This is a genomic window from Streptomyces sp. NBC_01210, from assembly GCF_036010325.1.
Classification (GTDB): Bacteria; Actinomycetota; Actinomycetes; order Streptomycetales; family Streptomycetaceae; genus Streptomyces.
Map to the genome: position 1 here is coordinate 7,425,411 of NZ_CP108549.1, position 24,184 is coordinate 7,449,594.

24 protein-coding genes and 2 pseudogenes are annotated in these 24,184 nt (G+C 68.5%); 18 read left to right on the forward strand and 8 right to left on the reverse strand.

Annotation, left to right across the window (positions count from 1 at the left end):
- The first annotated feature begins 75 nt into the window (after positions 1-75).
- Positions 76-1,974 (forward strand): serine/threonine-protein kinase, encoded by a 1,899-nt coding sequence (locus tag OG735_RS33440; protein ID WP_327326872.1) that lies wholly within the window; start codon positions 76-78, stop codon positions 1,972-1,974.
- A 130-nt stretch (positions 1,975-2,104) separates the two neighbouring features.
- Complete coding sequence (locus tag OG735_RS33445) at positions 2,105-2,416, forward strand: DUF5955 family protein (protein ID WP_327326873.1); 312 nt, start codon at positions 2,105-2,107, stop codon at positions 2,414-2,416.
- Between the two features lie 93 nt (positions 2,417-2,509).
- Here the strand turns inward: OG735_RS33445 and OG735_RS33450 are convergent, their stop codons facing one another.
- The gene (locus tag OG735_RS33450) at positions 2,510-2,929 is read right to left on the reverse strand and encodes a nuclear transport factor 2 family protein (protein WP_327326874.1); all 420 of its coding nucleotides are present in this window, start codon (positions 2,927-2,929) and stop codon (positions 2,510-2,512) included.
- Between the two features lie 92 nt (positions 2,930-3,021).
- Between OG735_RS33450 and OG735_RS33455 the strand changes: the two genes are divergently transcribed.
- Positions 3,022-3,594 (forward strand): TetR/AcrR family transcriptional regulator, encoded by a 573-nt coding sequence (locus OG735_RS33455; protein ID WP_327326875.1) that lies wholly within the window; start codon positions 3,022-3,024, stop codon positions 3,592-3,594.
- Positions 3,595-3,662: 68 nt separating this feature from the next.
- Here OG735_RS33455 and OG735_RS33460 read toward each other — a convergent pair whose 3' ends face one another.
- Positions 3,663-4,463, reverse strand: a complete 801-nt coding sequence (locus OG735_RS33460) for an IclR family transcriptional regulator (protein ID WP_327326876.1) — start codon at positions 4,461-4,463, stop codon at positions 3,663-3,665.
- A 370-nt stretch (positions 4,464-4,833) separates the two neighbouring features.
- Between OG735_RS33460 and allB the strand changes: the two genes are divergently transcribed.
- Together allB and alc are read left to right on the forward strand one after the other, a co-directional pair.
- A complete protein-coding gene (allB, locus tag OG735_RS33465) occupies positions 4,834-6,177 on the forward strand; it encodes an allantoinase AllB (protein WP_327326877.1) in 1,344 nt (447 codons plus the stop codon).
- Positions 6,177-7,292, forward strand: coding sequence for an allantoicase (alc, locus tag OG735_RS33470; protein WP_327328541.1), 1,116 nt, complete (start codon positions 6,177-6,179; stop codon positions 7,290-7,292). The genes allB and alc overlap by 1 nt, the downstream gene beginning before the upstream one ends.
- 166 nt (positions 7,293-7,458) lie before the next feature.
- On the opposite strand, the gene OG735_RS33475 is transcribed toward alc, so the two are convergent.
- Entirely contained in the window at positions 7,459-8,187 is a 729-nt protein-coding gene (locus tag OG735_RS33475; protein ID WP_327326878.1) for an SDR family NAD(P)-dependent oxidoreductase, read from the reverse strand.
- A gap of 234 nt (positions 8,188-8,421) precedes the next feature.
- On the opposite strand from OG735_RS33475, the gene OG735_RS33480 reads away from it, so the two are divergent.
- From OG735_RS33480 to OG735_RS33490, 3 genes are all read left to right on the forward strand, one after another.
- Positions 8,422-9,039 carry a dihydrofolate reductase family protein gene (locus OG735_RS33480; protein ID WP_327326879.1) on the forward strand — a complete coding sequence of 206 codons (618 nt, stop codon included), beginning with the start codon at positions 8,422-8,424 and terminating at the stop codon, positions 9,037-9,039.
- A 93-nt stretch (positions 9,040-9,132) separates the two neighbouring features.
- The gene (locus OG735_RS33485) at positions 9,133-10,059 is read left to right on the forward strand and encodes a DMT family transporter (RefSeq protein ID WP_327328542.1); all 927 of its coding nucleotides are present in this window, start codon (positions 9,133-9,135) and stop codon (positions 10,057-10,059) included.
- An 11-nt stretch (positions 10,060-10,070) separates the two neighbouring features.
- Entirely contained in the window at positions 10,071-10,445 is a 375-nt protein-coding gene (locus OG735_RS33490) for a hypothetical protein (protein WP_327326880.1), read from the forward strand.
- Here OG735_RS33490 and OG735_RS33495 read toward each other — a convergent pair.
- On the reverse strand, positions 10,442-10,660 hold the full coding sequence (locus tag OG735_RS33495; protein WP_327326881.1) for a hypothetical protein: 219 nt from the start codon (positions 10,658-10,660) through the stop codon (positions 10,442-10,444). The two genes, OG735_RS33490 and OG735_RS33495, sit on opposite strands and share 4 nt — an antisense overlap.
- Positions 10,661-10,804: 144 nt before the next feature.
- Here OG735_RS33495 and OG735_RS33500 point away from each other — a divergent pair, with 144 nt between their 5' ends.
- Entirely contained in the window at positions 10,805-11,125 is a 321-nt protein-coding gene (locus OG735_RS33500) for a hypothetical protein (RefSeq protein ID WP_327326882.1), read from the forward strand.
- Between the two features lie 104 nt (positions 11,126-11,229).
- On the opposite strand, the gene OG735_RS33505 is transcribed toward OG735_RS33500, so the two are convergent.
- From OG735_RS33505 to OG735_RS33515, 3 genes are all read right to left on the reverse strand, one after another.
- Entirely contained in the window at positions 11,230-11,748 is a 519-nt protein-coding gene (locus tag OG735_RS33505) for a transposase (RefSeq protein ID WP_327326883.1), read from the reverse strand.
- Positions 11,749-12,197: 449 nt separating this feature from the next.
- Entirely contained in the window at positions 12,198-13,163 is a 966-nt protein-coding gene (locus OG735_RS33510) for a hypothetical protein (protein WP_327326884.1), read from the reverse strand.
- An 848-nt stretch (positions 13,164-14,011) separates the two neighbouring features.
- Positions 14,012-14,890, reverse strand: coding sequence for a COG4705 family protein (locus OG735_RS33515; protein WP_327326885.1), 879 nt, complete (start codon positions 14,888-14,890; stop codon positions 14,012-14,014).
- Between the two features lie 686 nt (positions 14,891-15,576).
- On the opposite strand from OG735_RS33515, the pseudogene OG735_RS33520 reads away from it, so the two are divergent.
- The 4 genes and pseudogenes from OG735_RS33520 to OG735_RS33535 all read left to right on the forward strand — a co-directional run.
- A pseudogene (locus tag OG735_RS33520) lies at positions 15,577-15,870 on the forward strand (response regulator transcription factor); the annotation flags it as partial.
- A gap of 9 nt (positions 15,871-15,879) precedes the next feature.
- A pseudogene (locus OG735_RS33525) lies at positions 15,880-16,256 on the forward strand (cytochrome P450); the annotation flags it as partial.
- A 65-nt stretch (positions 16,257-16,321) separates the two neighbouring features.
- Entirely contained in the window at positions 16,322-16,741 is a 420-nt protein-coding gene (locus OG735_RS33530; protein WP_327326886.1) for a PaaI family thioesterase, read from the forward strand.
- Positions 16,742-16,751: 10 nt separating this feature from the next.
- Positions 16,752-17,945, forward strand: coding sequence for a cytochrome P450 family protein (locus OG735_RS33535; RefSeq protein WP_327326887.1), 1,194 nt, complete (start codon positions 16,752-16,754; stop codon positions 17,943-17,945).
- A gap of 67 nt (positions 17,946-18,012) precedes the next feature.
- On the opposite strand, the gene OG735_RS33540 is transcribed toward OG735_RS33535, so the two are convergent.
- Positions 18,013-19,017 carry a Gfo/Idh/MocA family protein gene (locus tag OG735_RS33540; RefSeq protein ID WP_327326888.1) on the reverse strand — a complete coding sequence of 335 codons (1,005 nt, stop codon included), beginning with the start codon at positions 19,015-19,017 and terminating at the stop codon, positions 18,013-18,015.
- Between the two features lie 155 nt (positions 19,018-19,172).
- On the opposite strand from OG735_RS33540, the gene OG735_RS33545 reads away from it, so the two are divergent.
- The 5 genes from OG735_RS33545 (at position 19,173) to OG735_RS33565 (ending at position 24,105) form a co-directional block, all read left to right on the forward strand.
- Positions 19,173-19,892, forward strand: a complete 720-nt coding sequence (locus OG735_RS33545; protein ID WP_327328543.1) for a GntR family transcriptional regulator — start codon at positions 19,173-19,175, stop codon at positions 19,890-19,892.
- 187 nt (positions 19,893-20,079) lie between these two features.
- Positions 20,080-21,078 carry a sugar ABC transporter substrate-binding protein gene (locus tag OG735_RS33550; RefSeq protein WP_327326889.1) on the forward strand — a complete coding sequence of 333 codons (999 nt, stop codon included), beginning with the start codon at positions 20,080-20,082 and terminating at the stop codon, positions 21,076-21,078.
- A 128-nt stretch (positions 21,079-21,206) separates the two neighbouring features.
- Entirely contained in the window at positions 21,207-22,220 is a 1,014-nt protein-coding gene (locus OG735_RS33555) for a sugar ABC transporter substrate-binding protein (protein ID WP_327326890.1), read from the forward strand.
- Positions 22,217-23,281 (forward strand): ABC transporter permease, encoded by a 1,065-nt coding sequence (locus OG735_RS33560; protein WP_327326891.1) that lies wholly within the window; start codon positions 22,217-22,219, stop codon positions 23,279-23,281. Before OG735_RS33555 ends, OG735_RS33560 begins: the two co-directional genes overlap by 4 nt.
- Entirely contained in the window at positions 23,278-24,105 is an 828-nt protein-coding gene (locus tag OG735_RS33565) for an ATP-binding cassette domain-containing protein (protein WP_327326892.1), read from the forward strand. Before OG735_RS33560 ends, OG735_RS33565 begins: the two co-directional genes overlap by 4 nt.
- The last annotated feature ends 79 nt before the right edge of the window (positions 24,106-24,184 follow it).

Sequence of the window (24,184 nt, forward strand, 5' to 3'; positions counted from 1 at the left end):
GACGTGGAGAGTGAGGCGTGCGCTTGGATAAGGTGCACCTCCGATACTGAAGTTGGCCATGGGGGACAAGAGTCGATGAGTGGGCGTGCGCACGACGGAGCGGTCTTCCAGCCGCTGGGCGAAGAAGATCCGCAGAACGTCGCCGGATACCGGCTGGCCGCTCGGCTCGGCGCCGGTGGCATGGGCAAGGTGTACCTGTCGTACACGCCCGGCGGCCGCCCGGTCGCCATCAAGGTGATCAGGCCCGACTTCGCCCAAGACGCCGAATTCCGCCGCCGCTTCGCGCAGGAGGTGCAGTCCGCACAGCGCGTCCAGGGTTTGTACACCGCGCCTGTCATCGACGCCGACCCGGAGGCCAAGCAGCCCTGGCTGGCCACGGCTTACGTCCCCGGGCCCTCCCTCGCCGACGCCGTCATCCTGCACGGCAAGCTGCCGGTGGAGACCGTGCTGCTGCTGGTCGCCGGGATCGCCGAGGCGCTGCACGTCATCCACGGCGCGGGCATCGTCCACCGCGATCTGAAACCGGCCAACGTCCTGCTCGCATCGGACGGGCCGCGCGTCATCGACTTCGGTATCGCCCGGGCCGCCGACGCGACTTCGCTCACCAGTAGCGGCGTCACCATCGGCACCCCTTCCTTCATGGCCCCGGAGCAGGCGGCCGGCAGCCAGGTCACCCCGGCCACCGACATCTTCGCGCTCGGCCAGGTCGCGGCGTACGCGGCGACCGGCAAGGCGGCCTTCGGCGAAGGCACTTCGCACGGCGTGCTCTACCGGATCGTGCACGAGGAGCCCGACCTCACTGAACTGCCCGAGCAGCTGAGCGAGTTGGTGAACCGCTGCCTGGCGAAGGACCCCGAGGCCCGGCCTTCGGTCGCGGACCTCCTCGCCATCTGCCAGTCCGCCAATGCGGAAACAGTGCTGCGTCGGCCCGAGGAGTGGCTGCCGGGCGCCGTCGCCGCCGAGATCACCACGCGTAAGGCGGCCCCCGCGCCGCCGGTGACTCCGCCCGCAGGGCAGGCCCCGGCTCCGGTGCAGCCTCCGGCCCAGCCACCCGCGCAGGCCCCTGTTCAGGTCCCTGCACAGGCCCCGGCCGCGGCTCCCGTCCCGCCGCACCACGCGCCCACGCAGCCCGCCGCCCAGGCGCAGATGCACGCGCCCGCTCCGGTTCCGCCGCCCACCGCGGCCTCCGCGCCGGCCACCCCGCCGCCCGGTTTCGGCCCGCCGGCCCAGTCGCCGACCTACGGTTACCCGCACGCGCATGCCGCCCCGCACGCGCAGACGGCACCCCAGTACGTCCAGCCCCCGCAGCCCTACGGAATGGTCACTGGGCCCGTCGCGCCCGTCGCGCCGAAGAAGAAGACCGGCCGGAATCTGGCCATCGCGGTCGTGGCCACGCTGGTGGTCGGCGCGCTGGCCGGCGGCGGCGTGTACGTCGCGCTGTCCGACAAGGACAAGAGCAACGAGTCACAGAATCAGGACAGGGGTCAGGGCTCGACCCCGTCGGGGAATTCCACGCCCTCGTCCCGGACCCCGGGCGGCGACCAGTCCTCCAAGCCCGCCGAACCGGTCGCGGACCCGACGCCCAAGACGTACAACGGCCTCAATGTGACGGACGATTACGGCATCAACCTCGGCGACGATCCGGTCAAGCCGATTCCCGGTGACTCCAACCCCGGCGACATCGAGCACGAGTACTTCCTCGGCACGATCGACGCCAAGAACGGAAAGCTCGTCCTGCTGCGCACCGGCCAGAGCGCCGACCTGGCGACCTGCCGGAGCGAGACCCGGTTCGCCACTCAGCTCAAGGTCGAAAACCTGTCGAAGGGCGCGAAGTTCTGTGTGCTGAGCGAAACGGGGAACGTGGGCCTGGTCACCTTCCAGGGGAGGTCGCCCGAGTCGGACCCCAGCCACTACATCACCATTGATGTGACGGTCTGGCGCGGTGCGATCGACTCCGTACAGCCGTCGTCCTGAATTACGTCCACGGAGTGGCGCCCACCGCATCGGATGAAGTTAACTGGCCCGCGACCCAGGGTGGCCGACCGATACCCATGGGTCACCGGCCGGCACACCGATGTGCGAGGGGGAGACTTTGTTGCGGAGCGTGGGGCAGACGCGGGTGACAGGGAGCGGCGAGGACCCGAGGGCGACGGAGCTGCGTCTCGCCGTCTCCCGGCTCCGCCGTGAACTCGCCGGGCATCCTGCGGAGTTCCCCGACCGGGATATCGCCGAGGACGAACTGGCCGTGCTGGCCGCGATGGTGGCCCACGGCGATCCGGAGATCCCGCGTATGCGCCGCTCGCTGCTGCTGATCGCGGGTGCGATCGGTTCGGTCAGCGCGCTGGCGCCGGCGCTGATGGTGGTACGGAACGCGGTCGACCTCTTCGGCGAGCTACCGCCGCAGCGCCGCGCCTGAGGGCAGGGTCCGTCCGGCAGCCGCGCCCGAGGGCCGGGGTCGTCCGGCAGCCGCGCCCGAGGGCCGGGGGCGTCCGTCGGCCGGGCCCGAGGCTCAGAGGGAGATGCGCCGTTCGTCCGCGGCGATCGGGAAGTCGTTGATGCTCGCGTACCGGCGCCGCATCAGACCGTGCTCGTCGAACTCCCAGTTCTCGTTGCCGTAGCAGCGGAACCACCTGTCGTCCTCGTTGCGCCACTCGTATTCGAAGCGGACCGCGATGCGGTTGTCGGTGTACGCCCACAGCTCTTTGCGCAGCCGGTAGTCCAGCTCGTACTGCCACTTGTCGCGCAGGAACTCCACGATCTCCGCGCGACCGCAGAGGAACACATCGCGGTTGCGCCACTCGGAGTCCTCGGTATAGCCGAGCGCGACCCGCTCGGGATCACGGCTGTTCCAGGCGTCCTCCGCCGCCCTGACCTTCTGCAGTGCGGTCTCGGCGGTGAACGGCGGGAACGGCGGCCTGTTCGCGGTCATGGCTCTCCCCTTCGAAACCGGGAGAACGCACGTTCTCCCGTCTGTGCCGTAGCCTAGGAGAACGGTGATTCTCACGCAAGGCGGGGGTTGGCATGGAAGCCGCAGCACTCGAGGCCCGAGTCCTCGACGCAGCCGAGACGCTCCTGTACGGGCGCGGACTGCAGACGGTGGGCATGGATGAGATCCGCAACGCGTCAGGGGTGTCCCTCAAACGCCTCTACCAGCTCTTCCCCTCCAAGGGGCGACTGGTGGAGGCCTATCTGCTCCGGCGTGACGGGCGGTGGCGCGCGGCGCTGGCGAGCCATGTCGACGCCCGGCCCTCGCAGGAGAACAGGATCCTGGCGGTCTTCGACTGGCTGGAGTCGTGGTTCGAGGAGCCCGACTTCCGGGGCTGTGCCTTCGTCAACTCATTCGGAGAGCTGGGCGCCACATCCGAGGGCGTCGCGGCTGCGGCCCGCGGTCACGTCGATGCGCTGAGGCGGTATCTGGCCGAGCTGGTGGCTGCGGCGGGCCGCCCCGCCTGGTTGTCGGAGCCCCTCCTGCTGCTTGTGGAGGGTGCGATCACAACAGCCGCGATCTCCGGGAGCAGTGCGCCGGCAGGTCAGGCCCGGGAGGCGGCGCGCATGCTGCTGGACGCGGATCGCTCGCAGGTCCCGACGCCGTGAACGCGACTGCGCCGACGACTCGTGTTCGCCGGCGCAGTCGCGTTCTTCTGTCTCAGTCGTCGAGGGTCCTAGCCCTGCGCCGCCGTACTCGCGAGGGCCGCCGAGAGGTCCTGGGCGACCTCCTGGAGGATCGGCACGATCTTGTCCGTGGCGGCCTCGGTGACCCGGCCCGCCGGGCCCGAGATCGAAACAGCCGCTGCCGTCGGAGAGTTGGGCACCGGGACCGCGAGGCAGCGGACCCCGATCTCCTGTTCGTTGTCGTCCACCGCGTAGCCCGCGCGCCGCACCTGCTCGAGCGCATCGAGGAACGCCTCGGGCGTCGTGATCGTCTTCTCGGTGGCGGCCGGCATGCCGGTCCGGGCGAGCAGGGCCCGTACCTCTTCCGGCGGGGTGTGCGCGAGCAGCGCCTTGCCCACGCCCGTGGAGTGCGGCAGAACCCGTCGGCCGACCTCCGTGAACATGCGCATGGAGTGCTTGGACGGCACCTGTGCGACGTACACGATCTCGTCGCCGTCGAGCAGCGCCATGTTCGCGGTCTCGCCGGTCTCCTCGACCAGGCGGGCGAGGTAGGGGCGGGCCCAGGTGCCGAGCAGCCGGGAGGCGGACTCGCCCAGGCGGATCAGACGGGGGCCGAGCGCATAGCGGCGATTGGGCTGCTGGCGTACGTAACCGCAGGCCACCAGCGTTCGCATGAGACGGTGGATCGTGGGCAGCGGCAGGCCGCTGCTGGCGGAGAGCTCGCTCAGCCCGACCTCGCCACCGGCGTCGGCCATTCTTTCGAGCAGGTCGAAGGCGCGCTCCAGGGACTGCACGCCACCGCTGGAAGCGGTCTTGGCGGCGTCGGTGGTGCTGGCGCTGGACGTCGGCACGTCAACGGTCCTTTCGGGCAGGCGGGCAAGTCAGCAGCCTACCGGGCGCCTGCGCCCGGCACACCGCTCTCGTCAAGGCGTCCTTGCCGGTCAGGGCCCGTTTGTCCCTGTGCCGGCGGTCGCCTCCGGCGATCTTCTGCCGGTCTCTTCAGCCAAATCTACCTTCTGCTTCGCGAAATTCCAGTTTCACTTTGTGGAAACGTCCAGGCGTCAGGAGGTGGAACAGGAGGGTCTTGACGGACCGGAGTCCGGAGTGAAGACTTCTTCAACAGTTCGTTGAATTTCACGGTGCGGATTCGCCGTACAGGATCGCTGTACGGAATCGCTGTACGGAACGGATTCGCAGTACAGAAGGGAAGTGAGGATACGGGTGTCCGACAGGGACGTGAACCTGGTACTGCGCTCCACGCGCGTCATCACCCCGGAGGGGGCCCGGGCCGCATCGGTCGCCGTCGCCGCCGGGAAGATCGCGGCGGTACTGCCGTACGACGCCGAGGTGCCGTCCGGGGCCCGGCTGGAGGACTTCGGGGACGATGTCGTGCTCCCCGGCCTCGTCGACACCCATGTCCATGTGAACGACCCCGGCCGCACCGAGTGGGAGGGCTTCTGGACCGCCACCCGCGCGGCCGCGGCCGGCGGCATAACGACCCTGCTCGACATGCCCCTCAACTCCCTCCCGCCGACCACCACGGTCGAGAACCTCGCCACCAAGCAGGAGGTGGCCCGCAGCAAGGCGCATATCGACGTCGGCTTCTGGGGCGGCGCGATCCCGTCCAATGTGAAGGACCTGCGGCCGCTGTACGACGCCGGTGTCTTCGGCTTCAAGAGCTTCCTGTCGCCGTCGGGCGTGGAGGAGTTCCCGGAGCTCGACCAGGAGCAGCTCGCCCGCGCCATGGCCGAGATCGCCGGCTTCGGCGGACTGCTGATCGTGCATGCGGAGGACCCGCACCACCTGGCCGCCGCGCCGCAGGAGTCCGGACCGAAGTACGCCGACTTCCTCGCCTCCCGGCCGCGCGACGCCGAGAACACCGCGATCGAAAGCCTGATCGCGCAGGCCGAGCGACTCAACGCCCGCGTACACGTACTGCACCTGTCCTCCTCCGACGCGCTGCCGCTGATCGCGGCCGCCAAGCGGGACGGCGTCAGGATCTCGGTCGAGTCGTGTCCGCACTTCCTCACCCTCACGGCGGAGGAAGTCCCGGACGGGGCAACGGAGTTCAAGTGCTGCCCGCCCATCCGGGAGGCGGCGAACCAGGACGCGCTGTGGGAGGGCCTGGCGGACGGAACGATCGACTGCATCGTCTCCGACCACTCGCCCTGCACCACCGATCTGAAGACCCCGGACTTCGCGTCCGCCTGGGGCGGCATCTCCTCGCTCCAGCTGGGCCTCCCGGCGATCTGGACCGAGGCACGCAAACGCGGCCGCACGCTCGAGGACGTCGTCCGCTGGATGTCGGCGGCTCCCGCGGAGCTCGCGGGCCTGAGCCGGAAGGGCGCCATCGAGGCGGGCCGTGACGCGGACTTCGCGGTCCTTGCGCCCGACGAGACCTTCACCGTCGACCCGGCCGAGCTCCACCACCGCAATCAGGTCACGGCGTACGCCGGCAAGACCCTGCACGGAGTCGTCAGGTCGACGTGGCTGCGCGGCGAACGCATCGTGGAGAACGGCACCCTGGCCGAGCCGACCGGCCGGCTGCTCGAAAGGAACAACTGATCGTGTCCATACCTTCCTTCACCGGTGACGCCGGCCCGTTCGGCGGCGGCGACCCGTACGCCGACTACCGCACGGCCGACTTTCCCTTCGTGCACTACGCCGACCTCGCCGACCGCCGGCTCGGCGCGGGCGTCATCGCCGCCAACGACGAGTTCTTCGCCGAGCGCGAAAACATGCTGAAGCCCGAGGCCGCGGAGTTCGACCCGGAGCACTTCGGCCACAAGGGCAAGATCATGGACGGCTGGGAGACCCGCCGTCGCCGCGGTGTGAGCGCCGCGCAGCCGCACCCGACCGACGAGGACCACGACTGGGCGCTGGTACGGCTCGGTGCGCCCGGCGTCGTACGCGGCATCGTCGTCGACACAGCCCACTTCCGCGGCAATTACCCGCAGGCGGTGTCGGTCGAGGCCGCGTCGGTGTCCGGTTCACCCTCGCCCGAGGACCTCCTCGCCGACGACGTGAAGTGGACGACGCTCGTTCCCCGTACCGCTGTCGGCGGCCACGCGGCGAACGGCTTCGCGGTCGACGTCGAGCAGCGCTTCACGCACCTGCGCGTCAACCAGCATCCCGACGGCGGCATCGCCCGCCTGCGGGTCTACGGCGAGGTCGCGCCCGACCCGGCGTGGCTCGGCGTGCTGGGCACCTTCGACCTCGTGGCGCTGGAGAACGGCGGCCGGGTCGAGGACGCCTCCGACCGCTTCTACTCCCCGGCCACCAACACCATCCAGCCGGGTCGCTCCCGCAAGATGGACGACGGCTGGGAGACCCGCCGCCGCCGGGACAAGGGCAACGACTGGATCCGCTACCAGCTGGTGGAGCAGGCCGAGATCCGCGCGGTGGAGATCGACACGGCGTATCTGAAGGGCAACAGCGCGGGCTGGGCGGCGGTTTCGCTCCGCGACGGTGAGACGGGGGAGTGGGCGGAGATCCTCCCGCGCACGCGCCTGCAGCCGGACACGAATCACCGCTTCGTGCTGGCTGCCCCGGCGGTGGGCACGCACGTCCGGGTGGACATCTACCCGGACGGCGGCATCTCGCGCCTGCGGCTGTTCGGCTCGCTGACGGCGGACGGCGCGGACCGCCTGGCGGCGCGCCACCAGGAACTGGGCGGCTGAGCCTCCGGGGGGCTTTCCCCTACCCGCCCCTTCCCGCAACTGGGGCTCCGCCCCGGACCCCGCGCCTCAATCGCCGGCGAGGCTGGGATGTCCGCCTGCGAGGAGCCCGTCCGGCGATTGAGGACACCCCCGGAAAGCCGTACGGGGGTCCGGGGCGGAGCCCCGGTCACGCCGCGTGGCCGCCGTCCACCGACAGCTCCGCGCCCGTGATGTACGCCGCCTCGTCGCTCGCCAAGTACGCGACCAGGGATGCCACTTCCTCCGCGCTGCCGAAACGGCCCAGCGCCGTGTCCGCCTTCTGCGGCTCGGCGTACGGGCCGTCAGCCGGGTTCATGTCCGTGTCGATCGGGCCCGGGTGGACCAGGTTCGCCGTGATGCCGCGCCCGCCCAGCTCCCGGGCCAGCGCCTTGGTCAGGCCGGTCAGTGCGGACTTGCTCATCGCGTAGAGCGTGCCGCCGGGACCCGGCACATGCTGTGCCATGCAGCTGCCGATGGAGACGATCCGCCCGCCGCGCTCCATCCGGGCGGCCGCCGCCTGCGCGGCGAGGAACACCGCCCGTACGTTCACATCGAGCACCTGGTCCACATCGCCTGCGGACAGGTCCTCGATGGGACCGAGTACACCGACACCCGCGTTGTTGACCAGGATGTCGAGCCGCCCCAGCCGGTCCGCGGCCCGGCCGACGGCCGCGCCGGGCGCTTCGGCGTCCGCCGCGTCCGCCCGCAGCGCGAGACCCCGCTGCCCCGTCGCCTCGATCTTGTGGACCACTGCCTGGGCGGCCTCCTCGCCGCGCACATACGTGATCGCCACATCGACGCCCCCCCGCGCGAGCCGCAGGGCGATCGCCGCCCCCATGCCGCGACTGCCACCGGTCACCAGAGCCGTCCTGGACATCCCGTACCCCTTTTGTCAGTAGTGGTTACGACCTCAAGGAAAGCGGCCCTGCCTCCTCGGTGCTGGCGGCAAACGGACGTTGAATCCCCGTGTGACCCCCTCAGCAAGAGATCGTCGGCACCGCCATGCGGATGGCTGTCATCTCGCTCCAGCCGGGCCGACCGATGAATTCCCGGCGCGGGCGGGGTCCGAGCTGATGAACGGAACACCGCACCCAGGAAGCAGGCACTTGCCATGGCACAGCTCTCGATCACCACCTTTGCCACCCTCGACGGCGTGATGCAGGCCCCTGGCGGACCGAACGAGGACCCCAGCGGCGGCTTCGAGCTCGGCGGCTGGTCCGTACCGTACGGCGACGACGACTTCGGCCGGTTCATCACGGAGGTCTTCGACCAGGCCGGCGCCTTCCTGCTCGGCCGCCGTACGTACGAGATCTTCGCGAGCTACTGGCCCAAGGTGACCGACCCCGCCGACCCGGTCGCGTCGCGGCTCAACTCCCTGCCGAAGTACGTCGCCTCGCGCACGCTCGACAAGGCCGACTGGGCCGGCACCACGATCATCGACGGTGACCTCGCCAAGGAGGTCGCGGCGCTCAAGGAGCGCACGGACGGTGAGCTCCAGGTCCACGGCAGCGGCGGTCTCGCCCACTTCCTCATGGCGCACGACCTGATCGACAAGCTCAATCTGCTCATCTTCCCCGTCGTCCTGGGCACGGGCCGCCGTCTGTTCGCCAACGGCGCGGTACCGACCGCGTTCCGGCACGCCGGGGCCCGTGTCACGGGCGCGGGCGTGGCCATCCACACGTACGGGCTGGCGGGCCGCCCCGAGTACGGCACATACGAGACCGAATAAAACGTGTAGTACTCACGCGTCCACCCGGGTACGGTGATCGCTCCGCGTGCGAGCCGCCGAAGGCTCCACCCTGCCGGAACCTTGGAGACCCAGGTGTCGTCGATCGCCGTACCTGCTGCTGCCCTCGCGCCCCGACGCGCATGGCTCACCGACCTGCCCGTGCTGCTGGTGGCCGTGGTGTGGGGCGCCAGCTATCTCGCGGCCAAGGGCATCACCACCACGCACACGGTCGTCGCCGTGCTGGTGCTCCGCTTCGCGCTCGTCCTGCCGGTGCTGGCCGCGGCAGGCCACCGCAAGCTGCGGGCGCTGACCGGCGCGCAGTGGCGCGGCGCCGCTCTCCTCGGGCTCGTGCTGAGCGGGATCTTCCTGCTCGAGACGTACGGCGTCGTGCACACCTCCGCCACCAACGCCGGGCTCATCATCAGCCTCACCATGATCTTCACGCCGCTCGCCGAGGCAGCGGTGAGCAGGACCCGGCCGCCTCGGGTATTTGTGGCCGCGGCCGGCCTCTCCGTCGCCGGTGTGGTGCTGCTGACCCAGGGCGGCGGCTTCAGCGCACCTTCGCTCGGCGATCTGCTGATGCTGCTGGCCGCGCTGGCCCGTACCGTCCATGTGCTGGCGATGGCCAGGATCAAGGCGGTGCGGAGTGCGGACTCGCTCTCCCTGACGACGGTCCAACTGGGCAGCGCGGTCGCCGTGTTCGCGGTGCTGGCCGCCGTCCCCGGTACCGGGGCCTCGCCCTGGTCGGTGGCCGCCGGCTTCGGCCCGCGCGAATGGGCCGGGCTGCTGTTCCTCTCCGTGTTCTGCACGCTGTTCGCCTTCTTCGTGCAGATGTGGGCGGTACGCCGCACCTCGCCGTCGCGCGTCAGCCTGCTGCTCGGCACCGAACCGCTGTGGGCGGCCGCTGCCGGTATCGCGATCGCGGGCGAACACCTCGGCGCGCTCGGGCTGTTGGGCGCCGGCCTGGTCCTGGCGGGCACCACCTGGGGCAGGCGCGCGGCCGACCGGGCGGATTGCTAGGTTCTGGCGCCATGCGATCACTGACGTACGACATAGAGTTCCGGGCACGTGCCAAGCGGGTCCGGGCCTGGGGCTTCGGACTGCTCTCCGCCGCTGCACTGCTGTGGGTGTGGTTCGGCGTCCAACTGCTCACGCCGTACGACGCCGGGTATCAGTCCCTGTGCGAGGCGCGACTCTTCACGGACCGCTCGACGGCCAACGAGGGGTCGTACAACGGCGACAACAGGTGCACGGCCGAACGGGACTGGCCCGAACTTCTGGGCGTACTCGGCCTGTCCGTCCCGGTCTCCGTCGTTGGCGCCGTGCTCTACACCAGCGGCAGCGTCAGTAACCGCATGAGCGAGCACCTCGCCGAAGTGACCAGGCTGACCGAAGCCGCCGCCTAAGCCCTCCGGTACTGGTCCGCCATCATCAGCACCGCGAAGCCGACCACGGCGATCACAATGTTCGCGAAGATCTCCCGGCCGTGCAGAAAATCGAAGTACTCCGTGACGAAGCGCGTGAGCCCGAGAAAGCGGAACCAGCCCGTCAGCTCGCGGAGCACTCCACAGACACCCACGACCAGCAGCACCATGCCGATGCCTTCGAGAATCTTCTTCATGCGTTGATCGTGGTCCGGTCCGCCGGGCCGTCGCGTCGGCCCGCGGGATGTGCCGCAGCTCCGAAAGTCTGAGTCCGCGCGACTTTGGTAGCTTCCTTCGGTCACACGGTCGCACCCGGCTCCCACCTGCGTAGTTTTGTCGATATGACGCGTACGGAGTACCCCTGGCTGCTGCCCTCAGCCATGTCCGACCCCCGGGACCCGGACCTGTCCGGCCACCGGAGCAGGGCCAGGCCGCGCCGTACCGCACGCGACTGGATCGTCGACACCTTCGTCTTCGTCATCGCCGCGGTCATCGGCCTGCTCGCCTCCGAGGCGAGCCAACAGGCCGGAAACTCCGAGCTCGTCGTCTTCGCCGACCAGTTGGTGGGTGCGGCGGCCTGCTGCGCGCTCTGGGCGCGACGGCGCGCACCGCTCGGGGCATCTTCCTCTGGTCCGCCCGATGATCCAAACGAAACTGCCTAGCTGTCAGAAAACCCTGTCATCAGCTTCCATCGGATCTGATCGGATCCGCGCCGCCATCGGGCCCCGGAAAGTCCGGGTTCATTGGACGCCCGCCGCGCCTGTCGTCATTCGTTCGTTTGCCGACAGACGACTGCGGCGGGACCGTGGACCGGTAGCGTCAGGTTGAGCCTGACCGGCGGCCTTCCCACCCTCTCCCTGCTGGATGAAATCGGCCTTGACTCGCGGGCCCGGCCGCGCAGCCGGTCGTGCAGCTCCTTGACCAGGCCGTTCTTGCGCCACTTGCGGAAAAAGGCATAGACGCGATCCCAGGCGGGGAAGTCGGCAGGAACGGAGCGCCACTTGACGCCGTTGTCGGTGACGTAGAAGACCGCGTCCAGCATCTGCCGGTGACAGTAGCCCTCCGGCTGACCGCCCCGGCCCTCCAGCCAGGCCGGCACTGGCAGCGCGTCCCGGATCACTGCCCACTGGGCGTCGGTCTTGTCCGACGGGTGCCGCCGTACCCGCTCCGGCCGGTCGGCTGCGTTCCCGAACCGGTGAGCAAGGCAATCGCACACCGACGGCACCGAGTTGAACCCGAAGGACGAAACCGCGTACCACTGCATCAACAGGACCTCCAGGCTCACGAGTTGACATCGCAACTCGTGCTGCACCGGAGGTCCTTCCTTCATGCGCCCACCCAGCCAAGATCACCCGACCAGGCATCCCGTTCGATCAGAACCGTCCTCATGATCGATAGAAATACGGCTTGTGAGTGATGACCGTGACGCCGCTGAACGAAGACTTGGCGTACAGGCTGATGCCGTTGAATGCGGAGAGGGGGTTGGTGATGGTCAGGTATGCTGTTGCCGGAGTCGGCACTCTTTTGTGTGAAGCGGGTATTGGTCGCCCAGGTCTGGCTGTTGTAGTAGAGGTCGGCGTCGCCACTGCCTCCACTGACGCTGATCGTGAGCTGAGCGGTGGCCTGCGGGAATGTAGATGTACATGTACTTGGTCCATTCGACGTTGGACTCGGACAGCCCGCTGCGCTTGCAGTTCATGCCGAGTGCCGCCACGTCGCTGGCGGTGCCGTCGCTTACGGTCGGGGTGCGCCACCGGCGAGGGAAAAGAACTGGGCGTAGGTGTCGACCAGTTGGCCCGAGAAGGCATTCAGGTCGCTCCTGAACTTGCCGTCGGTGTTCCACCTCGCCACCAGGGCGCCTGCCACGTCATCCTGCGTCGTCCAATTACTCCCGGCGGACGGAGGCCGCAGGGACACAACTGTGCCAGACGGATGCACGTACTTCGCGTCGCCGAGGGCGTGGGCGGCGACGGCGTCCCCGAACCCTTCGGTGAATGCGCACTCCGGCGACAGGACCTCCCCGAATCTGTGGCCTTTGGGGCACAAGTTTTTGGAGCTGTCCCACCACTTCCCCTGCGCCTTGTACTGCAGGGAGTGGCCGGCCTCGTGCAGGATGAGATGCTTGGATCTTGTGTCGTCCTCCTTGAGGAACACAGCGTACGTATTGATCGTGTCGAAGAATGGGGCTTGGGCAATGGCCGTTGGCCATACGTACTTCGTGCCGTTCGCCTTAGCAGTTTTACTTGACAGCTCCTTGAACGTGTCCACGATCTTCCAGGCACCCGCCGCCGAGGGCACCATCACGTCGCCCAGGTCCCTGGTGATGGCCGATGCGGATCTTGTTTCAAACGAATAGCCCGTCGCGTACGGGCTAACGTCGGTGACGACGTTCGCGCCATTGCCCCTCGCGAAAAACTGCACCCGCACCTTCGTGAGCGAACTGCCTCGCGCGGGCCTATGACAGGCATTGAAGGAACCGTTGTCGGCGATGGTGCCGCTGGTCAGCTTCTTGTCGGAGCCGTCGTTGCCCCACAGCTCCCACTCGGAGCCTCGAGCAGGATTGGTGGTCGAGCGTCCACCGGCCTCCGCGTCCACGTGCGTGTACTTCAGGGTTCCCGACACACAGAATTCGCTGGCGGCCGACGCATGCGTGACCAGCACCGGCGTCAGGACCGCCGCACCGATGGCGGCGACGCTCACAAGCGCAAGGCGCTTCTTGCTTCTTCTTCTGGATTTCATGATTCACACCTCTTCGGGGTTGAGGTGACCTGTGCGGCCACCATCGACTGGACCCCACGAGACCCGCACGCAGTACGTCGGCACGGCGGCTGCCCGCCCCCAGCGAAGGGAACCAGCCAGGAGAAAACAATTTCACATTTCACATGTCAGTCAAGGTTTTCGACTGAACTCCGTCGCCCCGCCCCGATCGGCCCAGCTCGGCCACCCCGAAAACGGCAGACCAAGGGCCGTCACTCGAAGGTAGATCCCCGAGCCTTGCCCGCGGCCCAGGCGTCTGTGGGCGCACGCTGACCGATGCTCGCCACTGTCGCCACGCAAGCGGCGACCGCGTCTGTCCCGAAGTCACTGGTTCACGGGCATGAGCGGAGGCTGGCTCTTGGCCGCGATGTGGGACTGTAAAACGAAACGAACGGTGTAAGTCCTGATCATGGAAGATGCGCCGATGACCAGTAACAACGTGCCTGAACCTGAGACCGTCGAGGTGGCTGAGCCGCCGTCTCCAGGAGGCCGCCGCCTCCCGACAGTCCGTGGAAGCGCCCAGCGTGACCACCCTGCGCGGCTACGGATACCGCCTCGAAGACGGCTGAGGGATCAGCTCCTGTGCGGCCGGGGCCACGTCGTGGCGGCGCGTTGACCTCCACTTCGGTCCAGGTCGCGCACTGCATGGGCTGAAGAGAAGCGACGGGGTGGATCCGGGCGTCTTGCGAGCAGCGGTGGGGCTGTTCGGCCGCCGGGGAGCTCCCGCTCGGCGGTTGAAAGGGCATTTGCAGCAGCGGAGGGAGCAGCAAAGCCCGCTTGGCGCTTTGCCCTCAGGACTTTTGAGGAAGGAGCTCGTTTCGCAGGACGGTTTCCTGCCGCTCTTGCATAAGAGCGAAACCCATGAGGCCGATGAGGATCGCAAGGAGCACGGCCGACGAGCCCGCCGTGCCAAGGTCGAGGCCGCCCTTGGCGAGGGGCTTGGTCAGGAAGTCACCGGCAGTGGCCCCGAGGGGGCGGGTCAGCACGAAGGCGATCCAGAACAGCAGGACGTTCGGCACGAAAGGCACGCGCATGAGAGCAAGGAGTACGGAAAGCAGCCCGGCGACGAGAAGCGCGCCACCCGCGTAGCCGAGCCCGGAGCTGTCGGACAGGAAATCACCCATGGAAGTGCCGAGCGTGTTCGACACGAGAATCGCCGACCAGAAGAGGGCCTCGCCGCGGAAGGTGGTGATGTCGCGAATGGAGAACGTCAGCCCGCGGAACTTCCAGACGATGAAGATGGCGATCAGGAGCGAGGTCAGGATCGCGGCACCAGCGGGGTATCCCAATCCAAGACCCTGCGGCCCCCAGCCCAGCGATGTGGCCCCGTTGGAGAGGTAATCGGCGCTGGCGTCGCGGTTCATGAAGTCGGACATCGTGGTGCCGGCCGTGCTGGTGGACAGGATGACGGTCCAGTAGAAGAAGGGGTTGTAGCGCTTGGACCTGAGCTGAATGACCAGCGTGACGATGAAGATCAGGAAAAGTGCGATTGTGGTGAGAAAGTAGCCGATTTTGAGGGTCTGGGCGAAGAGGTCACCAGCCGTCTCGCCGAGGGTCGTCGCAGCGATCTTCATGATCCAGAAGGCCAGGGTGACCTCCGGAAGTTTCTTCATCACGTACGTATCGGCGCTGGCGACATTTAATTCGGTAACGGGCTCCGACTCTTTCAACTTCAATCTCCCTTGCCGGTCAAAAATCGACGCCTCACGGTCCTGAAGTGAAGGAGCAGCCTTGCGAGTTGCTGATGGGCAGACCTCAACGTGCTGCGGCGCGCGAGATCCCCGTAAGCGGTGACGCTGCGTGTCCGCCGGCGTTCTTGCTTCCCGTAATACGGATGCCGAACGCGCCGCGTTCAGTGCCCTTCTGGCGCGGTTGCGGTGTGCGCGTTCAGCGTCGCGGATGCCTGGTCACGGATTACATCAGAAGGAGCGCTGACTGCTCCTTCGACCGGGCCGGGTCGGAGACGCTCATGACCATCTCGGAGAGCGGGTCGGTGGGCGGGAAGGCGCGATAGACGCCGACCACGTGCAGGTCGAGCTTCTGAGACAGGTCACGGTCGAAGCTACCGTTTCAGTTATGACAGCTACGACGACTGCGGCCTCCGTGCAGGGCGGCTCGCAATGGGTACAGACCGGCCCGCTCTCCTTCAACCACGTTCTCACCACCACCGCACAGCGCATCTCACAGGTGCCGGAACTGACGATTCCCTTTCCTGGGGTGTGGGAGCTCACCTACCACGTCCGCACCTCGTTCAAGTCGGGCAATCAGCAGGCGCTGTGGATCCACACGTGGCTGGGCAAGGACGGCGTGCGCATCGAGGGCAGTGAAGCAACGCACGGCCGCCAGGGCCCGGTTCTCCCCGGTCGTCACCCGCCAGTTGATGACGCACGTGGCGGAGCGTACGCACCAGACCCGCAGAGCCGCGGCGACCGAGCTGCTCACCTCGCTCGCGGAGCGCGAACGGGAGGTGGCGGTCGCCGTCGGCCGCGGACGGTCCAATGCCGAGATCGCCGCGACGCTCTATATGAGCGTGCCGACGGTCAAGACGCACGTCTCCCGCATCCTGGCCAAACTGGGGCTCAACAATCGGGTCCAAATCGCTCTGTTGGCCCATGATGCCGGTCTGCTCGACGAGGAGGAGCCGACGTAGTCTGACGCGGAGATGCTTCGCTACAAAGGACCGGTGGAGACCGGCACAGCCCGCTTCACCGCCGTCCCGGTCCGGGGATCGGCGACACCGTGATCCCGGCCGGCAAGGCGGTGCTCGTCGGCATCGCCGCCGGCGACCACGACCCCGCCCGCTATCCGGCCCCGGACCGCTTCGACATCAACCGTGACACCCACGGCCACCTTGCCTTCGGCCACGGCATCCATTGCTGCCTGGGCGCGCCGCCGGCCCGTACGGAGGGCAGGATCGCCGTCCGTACTCTGCTGGAACGCTGTCCCGACCTGGCCCTCGACCCCGCCGCCGGTCCGCTCGACTGGCTGCCCGGCATGCTGATGCGCGGGGTGCGAAGCCTTCCGGTGCGGTGGTAGCGGATCATCGACGAGTGAGCGCTTGACCGGACTCCTCCGCCACCGACTTCCCAAGGAGCACGACGATGCCCGGACTTGACCTCGAAGTGGCCCGGAAGATTCTCGAAAGCCAGCCGTTCAGCCGACTGCTCCAGGCACGGATCACCGGGTTCGGCGGTGGCGAGGCCGTGCTCGAAGTGGACATCCGCGAAGAGCTGCACCAGCAGAACGGCTATCTGCACGGGGGAGTGCTCGCGTACGCCGCCGACAACTCCATCACCTTCGCCGCCGGTACGACTCTCGGGCCCGCGGTGCTGACCAGCGGTTTCTCCGTCCAGTACATCCGCCCGGCGACCGGGCGCACCCTGGTGGCCCGTGCCGCCGTCGTGCACACTGGCCGCCGTCAGGCCGTCGTCCGCTGCGATCTGTACGCGGTGAACGCGGACGGTGAGGAGACACTCTGCGCCGTGGCGCAGGGCACCGTACTGTCCGCGCAGCACTCCTGAGGGGGAGACGATGACCACCGAAGCAGCCGTCGTCGATCTTGCCGCGCTCGGCGAGGACTTCACCCGCGACCCCTACCCCGTCTACGCCGGGTTACGGGCCCGGGGCCCGGTCCACCGGATACGGATGCCCGAGGGCTACGCGGCCTGGCTGATCGTCGGACACGAGGCGGGGCGTGCCGCACTCGCCGATCCGCGGCTGTCCAAGGAGTGGCGCAATGTCTCCCCGGAGCTCGGAATCCGCCAGATCGCCTCGGGTGTCACCATGCTCAGCTCCGACGCACCGATGCACACCCGGCTGCGCAAGCTCGTGGCGCGTGAGTTCACGATGCGACGGGTGGAGCAACTCGCCCCGCGCGTCCAGGAGATCACCGACCGGCTGCTGGACGAGATGGTGCCTGCCGGGCGCGCGAACCTGGTGGACGCGCTCTCCTTCCCGCTGCCCATGGCCGTCATCTGCGAACTGCTCGGCGTGCCGTTCCTGGACCGGGACACCTTCCGGTCCTGGTCCAACACGGCGCTCGCCGCGACCGACCGCGAGGCGCGGATGGACGCGTCCGCGAAGATGACGCAGTACCTGGCGCAGCTGCTCGCGGACAAGCGTGAGCAGCCCGGCGACGACCTGATGAGCGCGCTGATCCATACGGCGGACGAGGACGGCGACCGGCTCAGCCGTGAGGAACTGCTGGGCATGGCCTGGCTGCTGCTCGTCGCCGGGCACGAGACCACCGTCAACCTCATCTCCAACGGGGTGCTCGCCCTGCTTGCCCACCCTGACCAACTGGCGGCTCTGCGTGCCGACTTCTCGCTGCTCGACGGCGCGGTCGAGGAGATGCTGCGCTACGAAGGACCGCTGGAGACGCCGACGTACCGCTTCACCACCGAGCCCCTGGAGATCGGCGGCACGACGATCCCGGGTGGCGGCGAACTGGTGCTGATCGCACTGGCGGACGCCGACCGCGACCCGGCGCGCTTCCCCGACCCGGACCGTTTCGACATCCGGCGCGACAGCCGCGGCCACCTCGCCTTCGGGCACGGCATCCATTACTGCCTGGGCGCCCCGCTGGCCAGGTTGGAGGCGCGGATCGCGATTCGTTCGCTGCTGGAGCGCTGCCCCGACCTGGCGCTGGACGCGCATCCGGCGGCCCTGACCTGGCGCACCGGCATGCTGATCCGCGGCCCGGAGAGCCTGCCCGTCACCTGGTAGGGGATCCGGTCGTCAGTCGGCCGGTCGGTCGGCAGGTCAGTCGGTCGGCCGGTCGGTCGGTCGGTTGTCAGTCGGAGGGGATCTCCTCGAGCCGCACCGGACGGCGCTCCCGCCGTGACAGCTCGCACGCCTCCGCGATCCGTAGCGCTGCCAGCGCCTCCCGCCCGTCGCACGGATTCTCCGCCTCGCCCTGCACCATCCGTACGAACGCGTCCAGCTCTGCCTCGTACGCCGGGGCGAACCGCTCCAGGAATCCCGGCCACGGCTTGTCCGCCGCGCGCGGGCCCTTGGGCTCGGTCGAGCTGATCGGCGTACGGTCGTCAAGGCCGACCGCGACCTGGTCGAGCTCGCCGACCAGTTCCATCCGGACGTCGTAGCCCGCGCCGTTGCAGCGGGTGGCCGTGGCGGTGGCCAGGGTCCCGTCGTCCAGAGTGAGCACCGCCGCCGCCGTGTCGACGTCGCCCGCCTCGCGGAACATCGCGGGGCCCGCGTCCGAACCGGTCGCGTACACCTCCACGACCTCGCGGCCCGTCACCCAGCGCAGGATGTCGAAGTCATGGACCAGACAGTCCCGGTACAGGCCGCCGGAGAGCGGCAGATACGCGGCGGGCGGCGGGGCGGGGTCGGAGGTGATGGCCCGTACGGTGTGCAGCCGGCCGAGCGCACCCGACCGTACGATCTCGCGGGCCTTCGTGTAGCCCGCGTCGAACCGGCGCATGAAGCCCAGCTGGAGCAGGGTGCCGGCCTGCTCGACCTCATGGAGCGCGCCGAGCGTGCCCGGTAGGTCCAGCGCGATCGGCTTCTCGCAGAAGGTGGGCAGACCGGCGCGGGCGGCGCGGGCGATGAGTTCGGCGTGGGCGGCGGTCGCCGAGGCGATCACCACGGCGTCGACGCCCCAGGTGAAGATCTCATCGGCACTCGGCGCGGCGGTGGACCCGGTGCGCTCGGCGACCTCGGCCGCCCGTGCCGCGTCGGCATCCGCCACGACCAGTGAACCGACTTCCCGATGGCGGCTGAGCACACCCGCGTGGAAAGAGCCGATTCGTCCCGTACCGATGAGTCCGATGCGCATGGCCCAAAGGTGATGCCCGGCCCGCCGCCATGTCAAGACTTTGTCCTGACAACCGAACTTCACGACTTCCCGTCAACATTCACTGCGACTACGCTCGCTCCGTGCCCAAGCAGCCCAGACACGTGACGGACCCGTCCCTGTCTCTCCAGCTGAGCGTGGACCGCACCAGTCCGGTCCCGCTCTACTTCCAGCTCTCGCAGCAGCTGGAAGCAGCCATCGAGAGAGGGACCCTCACCCCCGGCAGCCTGCTCGGCAACGAGATCGAGCTGGCCAACCGGCTCGGGCTGTCCCGCCCGACCGTCCGCCAGGCCATCCAGTCCCTCGTCGACAAGGGCCTGCTGGTGCGCCGCAGGGGCGTCGGCACCCAGGTCGTGCACAGCCAGGTCAAGCGCCCGCTGGAGCTCAGCAGCCTTTACGACGACCTCGAGGCGGCCGGTCAGCGCCCGGCCACCATCGTGCTGCGCAATGCCTTCGAGCCCGCGAGTGCCGAGGTCGCGGCCGCCCTCGGCGTACCGGAGGGCAGCGAAGTCCAGCTGATCGAGCGGCTGCGCTTCGCCCACGGCGAGCCCATGGCCCGGCTGCGCAACCATCTGCCGGCCGGCCTCTTCGAATGCGACACGGAGCGGCTCGAGGCCACCGGCCTGTACCGGATGATGCGGGCCGCCGGGATCACCCTGCACAGCGCCCGGCAGTCGGTCGGGGCGCGAGCCGCCACCGAGCTGGAGGCGGAGCTGCTGACCGAGGCGACCGGCGCTCCCTTGCTGACCATGGAGCGCACCACCTTCGACGACACCGGCCGCGCGGTCGAGTTCGGCTCCCACATCTACCGCGCCTCGCGCTACGCCTTCGAGTTTCAGCTCCTCGTCCGGCCGTGACCCCCCGGCCCTGGCGCCGCCCGGCCGTTTCCGTGCCCCGCGGTGACCCGGTCCACCCGCTCGATTCGGCCACGTAAGAATGTCCTTCGCGTAAGAATGTTCGGACAAAGTCTTGACTGCGTCTCGGGACCGCCGTAAAAACGCACCCAGCCGCAACCGGGCGGCCGGGAGATAAGGCGGACCCACCATGCGTACCACCCGCACGGCAGCAGCCCTGCTCGCCGCATGTGCCCTGGTCGTCGTCGCTGGATGCAGCAGTTCCGGCGGCAAGGAGGCGAAGGACAGCCCCTCCAAGGGCGGCGGCGGAGGCGAACCGGCCACCACCGGCCGCCTCAAGATCGCCATGGTGACGCACTCCGGCGAGGGCGACACCTTCTGGGACATCGTCCAGAGCGGCGCCAAGGTCGCGGCCCGCAAGGACAACGTCGAGTTCCTCTACGCAGCCAACAAGGAGGGCAAGGAGCAGGCCCAGCTCGTCCAGACCTACATCGACCAGAAGGTCGACGGCATTGTCGTCACCCTCGCCAAGCCGGAAGCGGTCAAGGAAGTCGTCAAGAAGGCTGTCGCGGCCGGCATACCCGTCGTCACGATCAACTCCGGCGCCGAGTTCTCCAAGGATGTCGGTGCACTCAGCCATATCGGCCAGGACGAGTCCGTGGCCGGCGAGGCAGTCGGCGAGGAGCTCAACAAGCGCGGCAAGAAGAAGGCGATCTGCGTCATCCACGAGCAGGGCAATGTCTCGCTCGAGGCCCGCTGCGCAGGAGTGAAGAAGACCTTCAAGGGCACCGTCGAGAACCTCAACGTCGAGGGCACCAACATGCCCGCCTCCACCTCCTCCATCGAGGCGAAGCTGCAGAGCGCGAAGAACATCGACGCCGTCGTCACACTTGGCGCGCCGTTCGCCGCCGCATCCGTCAAGGCCAAGGAGGGCGCGGGCTCCAGCGCCGAGGTCAACACCTTCGACCTCAACGCCGAAGTGGTCAAGCAGCTCAAGGCCAAGCAGATCGGCTTCGCCGTCGACCAGCAGCCCTACCTCCAGGGCTACCTGGCCATCGACGAGCTGTGGCTCAACAAGACCAACGGCAATGTGATCGGCGGCGGCAAGCCGATCCTCACCGGTCCCGCCCTCGTCACCGAGAAGGACGTGCCCGCGCTGGAGAAGCTCACCGCCGACGGCACCCGATGACCTACGAGGCATACCCGATGCCCACCCTCCGACCTGCTGTGACACATACTTGGGCGGCCGGGGCGCGTCACCACGCCCCCCGGTCGCACCGGGAAGCACAGCGAGTACGGCAAGAAGGGCACGGGGTCGTGGCGAGGGCAAGGACAGGGGTACGCGCGCTCGGCGCAGTGCTGGCAGCGGTACTCGGAGCCTCCCTGGCGGGATGCAGCAGCACCGGCGGCAAGCGCGCGGAGGACGCCCGCAAGGCACAGTCCGCCGCCGGCAAGGCCGCGGTGACCACCCCTCGCTGGACCTTCGCCATGGTCACCCACTCCGGCGACGGCGACACCTTCTGGGACATCGTCCAGAACGGCGCCGAGCAGGCCGCCGTCAAGGACAACATCAACTTCCTCTACTCCCACAGCGACGAGGGCCAGCAGCAGGCCCAGCTCGTCCAGGCGGCGATCGACAAGAAGGTCAACGGCCTGATCGTCTCGCTCGCCAAGCCCGACGCGATGAAGGACGTCATCGCCAAGGCCGAGAAGGCCGGCATCCCGGTGATCACCGTCAACTCGGGCTCCGAGCAGTCCAAGGCGTACGGCGCGCTCACCCATATCGGCCAGGACGAGACGATCGCCGGCGAGGCCGTCGGCGACGAGCTCGACAGGCGCGGCAAGAAGAAGGCCCTGTGCGTGCTGCACGAACAGGGCAACGTCGGCCACGAGCAGCGCTGTGCCGGAGCGAAGAAGACCTTCGGCGGCCAGATGCAGAACCTGTATGTCGACGGCACCAACATGCCCGACGTCCAGGCGTCCATCGAGGCGAAGCTCCAGGCCGACCGCTCCATCGACTCCGTCGTCACCCTGGGCGCGCCGTTCGCGGACGCCGCCGTCCAGGCCAGGAAGACCGCGGAGAGCGAGGCCGAGGTCGACACGTTCGACCTCAACGCCAAGGTCGCCACCGCTCTGACGGCGGGCACCCTCGGATTTGCCGTCGACCAGCAGCCGTACCTCCAGGGGTACGAGGCGGTGGATCTGCTCTGGCTCTACAAGTACAACGCCGATGTCCTCGGCGGCGGGCGGCCCGTCCTCACCGGACCGCAGATCATCACCAAGAACGACGCCGCCGAGCTGCAGCAATACACGGAGCGGGGGACCCGATGAGCGCTACCGCACCACCTGCCACACCGGACAGCACACCGGCCAAGACCGACGAGCGGCTGCTGCGCACCTCGCCGCTTCGCAAGCTGCTGGGCCGGCCCGAACTGGGCTCGGTGGTCGGCGCCGTGGCGGTCTTCCTCTTCTTCTCGATCATCGCCGAATCGTTCCTGCGGGCGTCCAGCCTGTCCACCGTCCTGTACGCGGCCTCGACCCTCGGCATCATGGCCGTACCCGTCGCCCTGCTGATGATCGGCGGCGAGTTCGACCTCTCGGCCGGCGTCCTGGTGACCAGCTCCGCGCTGATCTCCTCGATGTTCAGCTACCAGATGACGGCGAACGTCTGGGTCGGCGTGCTCGTCTCGCTGCTCGTCACGCTCGCGGTCGGGGTCTTCAACGGCTTCATGCTGACCCGTACGAAACTGCCCAGCTTCATCATCACGCTCGGTACGTTCCTGATGCTGACCGGCCTCAACCTCGGCTTCACCAAGCTGATCAGCGGCACGGTCTCGACCAAGTCCATCGCCGACATGGAGGGCTTCGAGTCGGCCAAGAAGCTCTTCGCCTCGCAGCTCACCCTCGGTGACGTCACGCTGAAGGTAACCATCCTGTGGTGGTTCGTCCTGGTGGCGCTGGCCACCTGGATCCTGCTGCGTACACGCTTCGGCAACTGGATCTTCGCGGTCGGCGGCGGCGCCGACGCGGCCCGCGCGGTCGGTGTCCCGGTCAACAAGACCAAGATCGGCCTCTATATGGGCGTCGCCTTCGCCGCCTGGATCTCCGGCCAGCATCTGCTCTTCTCGTTCGATGTGGTGCAGTCCGGCGAAGGTGTCGGCAATGAGCTGACGTACATCATCGCGGCCGTCATCGGCGGCTGTCTGATCACCGGCGGCTACGGCTCGGCGATCGGCTCCGCGGTCGGCGCGTTCATCTTCGGCATGACCAGCAAGGGCATCGTGTACGCGGAGTGGAACCCGGACTGGTTCAAGTTCTTCCTCGGGGCGATGCTCCTTCTGGCCACCCTGCTCAACGCATGGGTCCGTAAGCGTGCGGAGGCAAGCAAATGACGGCCCTCGTCGAGCTCGACAACGTCAGTAAGTACTACGGCAACATCCGCGCGCTGGAAGGCGTCTCGCTCGAGGTCCACGCCGGGGAGATCTCCTGTGTGCTCGGCGACAACGGCGCCGGCAAGTCCACCCTGATCAAGATCATCGCGGGTCTGCACCGGCACGACACGGGCACCTTCCTGATCGAGGGGGAGCAGGCGAACCTCGCCAGCCCGCGCGAAGCCCTGGACCGCGGCATCGCCACGGTCTACCAGGACCTCGCGGTCGTACCGCTGATGCCGGTCTGGCGGAACTTCTTCCTCGGCTCCGAGCCGACCAAGGGCGCGGGTCCCTTCAAGCGCCTCGACGTCGAGCTGATGCGCGAGACGACCCGCTCCGAACTGCTGCGGATGGGCATCGATCTGCGCGATGTCGACCAGCCCATCGGGACGCTCTCGGGCGGTGAGCGCCAGTGTGTGGCGATCGCCCGGGCCGTCTACTTCGGCGCGAAGGTCCTGGTCCTGGACGAGCCGACCGCCGCGCTCGGCGTCAAGCAGTCCGGCGTCGTACTGAAGTATGTGGCGGCGGCACGCGACGCGGGTCTGGGCGTCGTACTGATCACCCACAACCCGCACCACGCCTATCTGGTCGGCGACCGCTTCGTACTGCTCAAGCGCGGCACCATGTCCGCCAGCCACACCAAGGACTCGGTCACCCTCGACGAGCTCACCCGGCAGATGGCGGGCGGCAGCGAGCTCGAGGACCTGCGGCACGAACTGGAGAGGGCGCCGGTGCCCACGCACCTGGGCGGTCACCCGGTGAAGGAGGAGCCGCCCACGCCGTAGCGCGCCTGCGGAGCCCCGCGCCCCCGACACCGCCGGATGGCAGAATCGGGCCCGGTGGGCACCGCCCACCCCGGGCCGT

Coding starts and splice junctions, on each gene's coding strand:
- OG735_RS33440 (WP_327326872.1), top strand. CDS start 76: ATGAGTGGGCGTGCGCACGACGGAGCGGTCTTCCAGCCGCTGGGCGAA.
- OG735_RS33450 (WP_327326874.1), bottom strand. CDS start 2,929: ATGACCGCGAACAGGCCGCCGTTCCCGCCGTTCACCGCCGAGACCGCA.
- OG735_RS33455 (WP_327326875.1), top strand. CDS start 3,022: ATGGAAGCCGCAGCACTCGAGGCCCGAGTCCTCGACGCAGCCGAGACG.
- OG735_RS33475 (WP_327326878.1), bottom strand. CDS start 8,187: ATGTCCAGGACGGCTCTGGTGACCGGTGGCAGTCGCGGCATGGGGGCG.
- OG735_RS33480 (WP_327326879.1), top strand. CDS start 8,422: ATGGCACAGCTCTCGATCACCACCTTTGCCACCCTCGACGGCGTGATG.
- OG735_RS33490 (WP_327326880.1), top strand. CDS start 10,071: ATGCGATCACTGACGTACGACATAGAGTTCCGGGCACGTGCCAAGCGG.
- OG735_RS33495 (WP_327326881.1), bottom strand. CDS start 10,660: ATGAAGAAGATTCTCGAAGGCATCGGCATGGTGCTGCTGGTCGTGGGT.
- OG735_RS33500 (WP_327326882.1), top strand. CDS start 10,805: ATGACGCGTACGGAGTACCCCTGGCTGCTGCCCTCAGCCATGTCCGAC.
- OG735_RS33530 (WP_327326886.1), top strand. CDS start 16,322: ATGCCCGGACTTGACCTCGAAGTGGCCCGGAAGATTCTCGAAAGCCAG.
- OG735_RS33535 (WP_327326887.1), top strand. CDS start 16,752: ATGACCACCGAAGCAGCCGTCGTCGATCTTGCCGCGCTCGGCGAGGAC.
- OG735_RS33540 (WP_327326888.1), bottom strand. CDS start 19,017: ATGCGCATCGGACTCATCGGTACGGGACGAATCGGCTCTTTCCACGCG.
- OG735_RS33550 (WP_327326889.1), top strand. CDS start 20,080: ATGCGTACCACCCGCACGGCAGCAGCCCTGCTCGCCGCATGTGCCCTG.
- OG735_RS33560 (WP_327326891.1), top strand. CDS start 22,217: ATGAGCGCTACCGCACCACCTGCCACACCGGACAGCACACCGGCCAAG.
- OG735_RS33565 (WP_327326892.1), top strand. CDS start 23,278: ATGACGGCCCTCGTCGAGCTCGACAACGTCAGTAAGTACTACGGCAAC.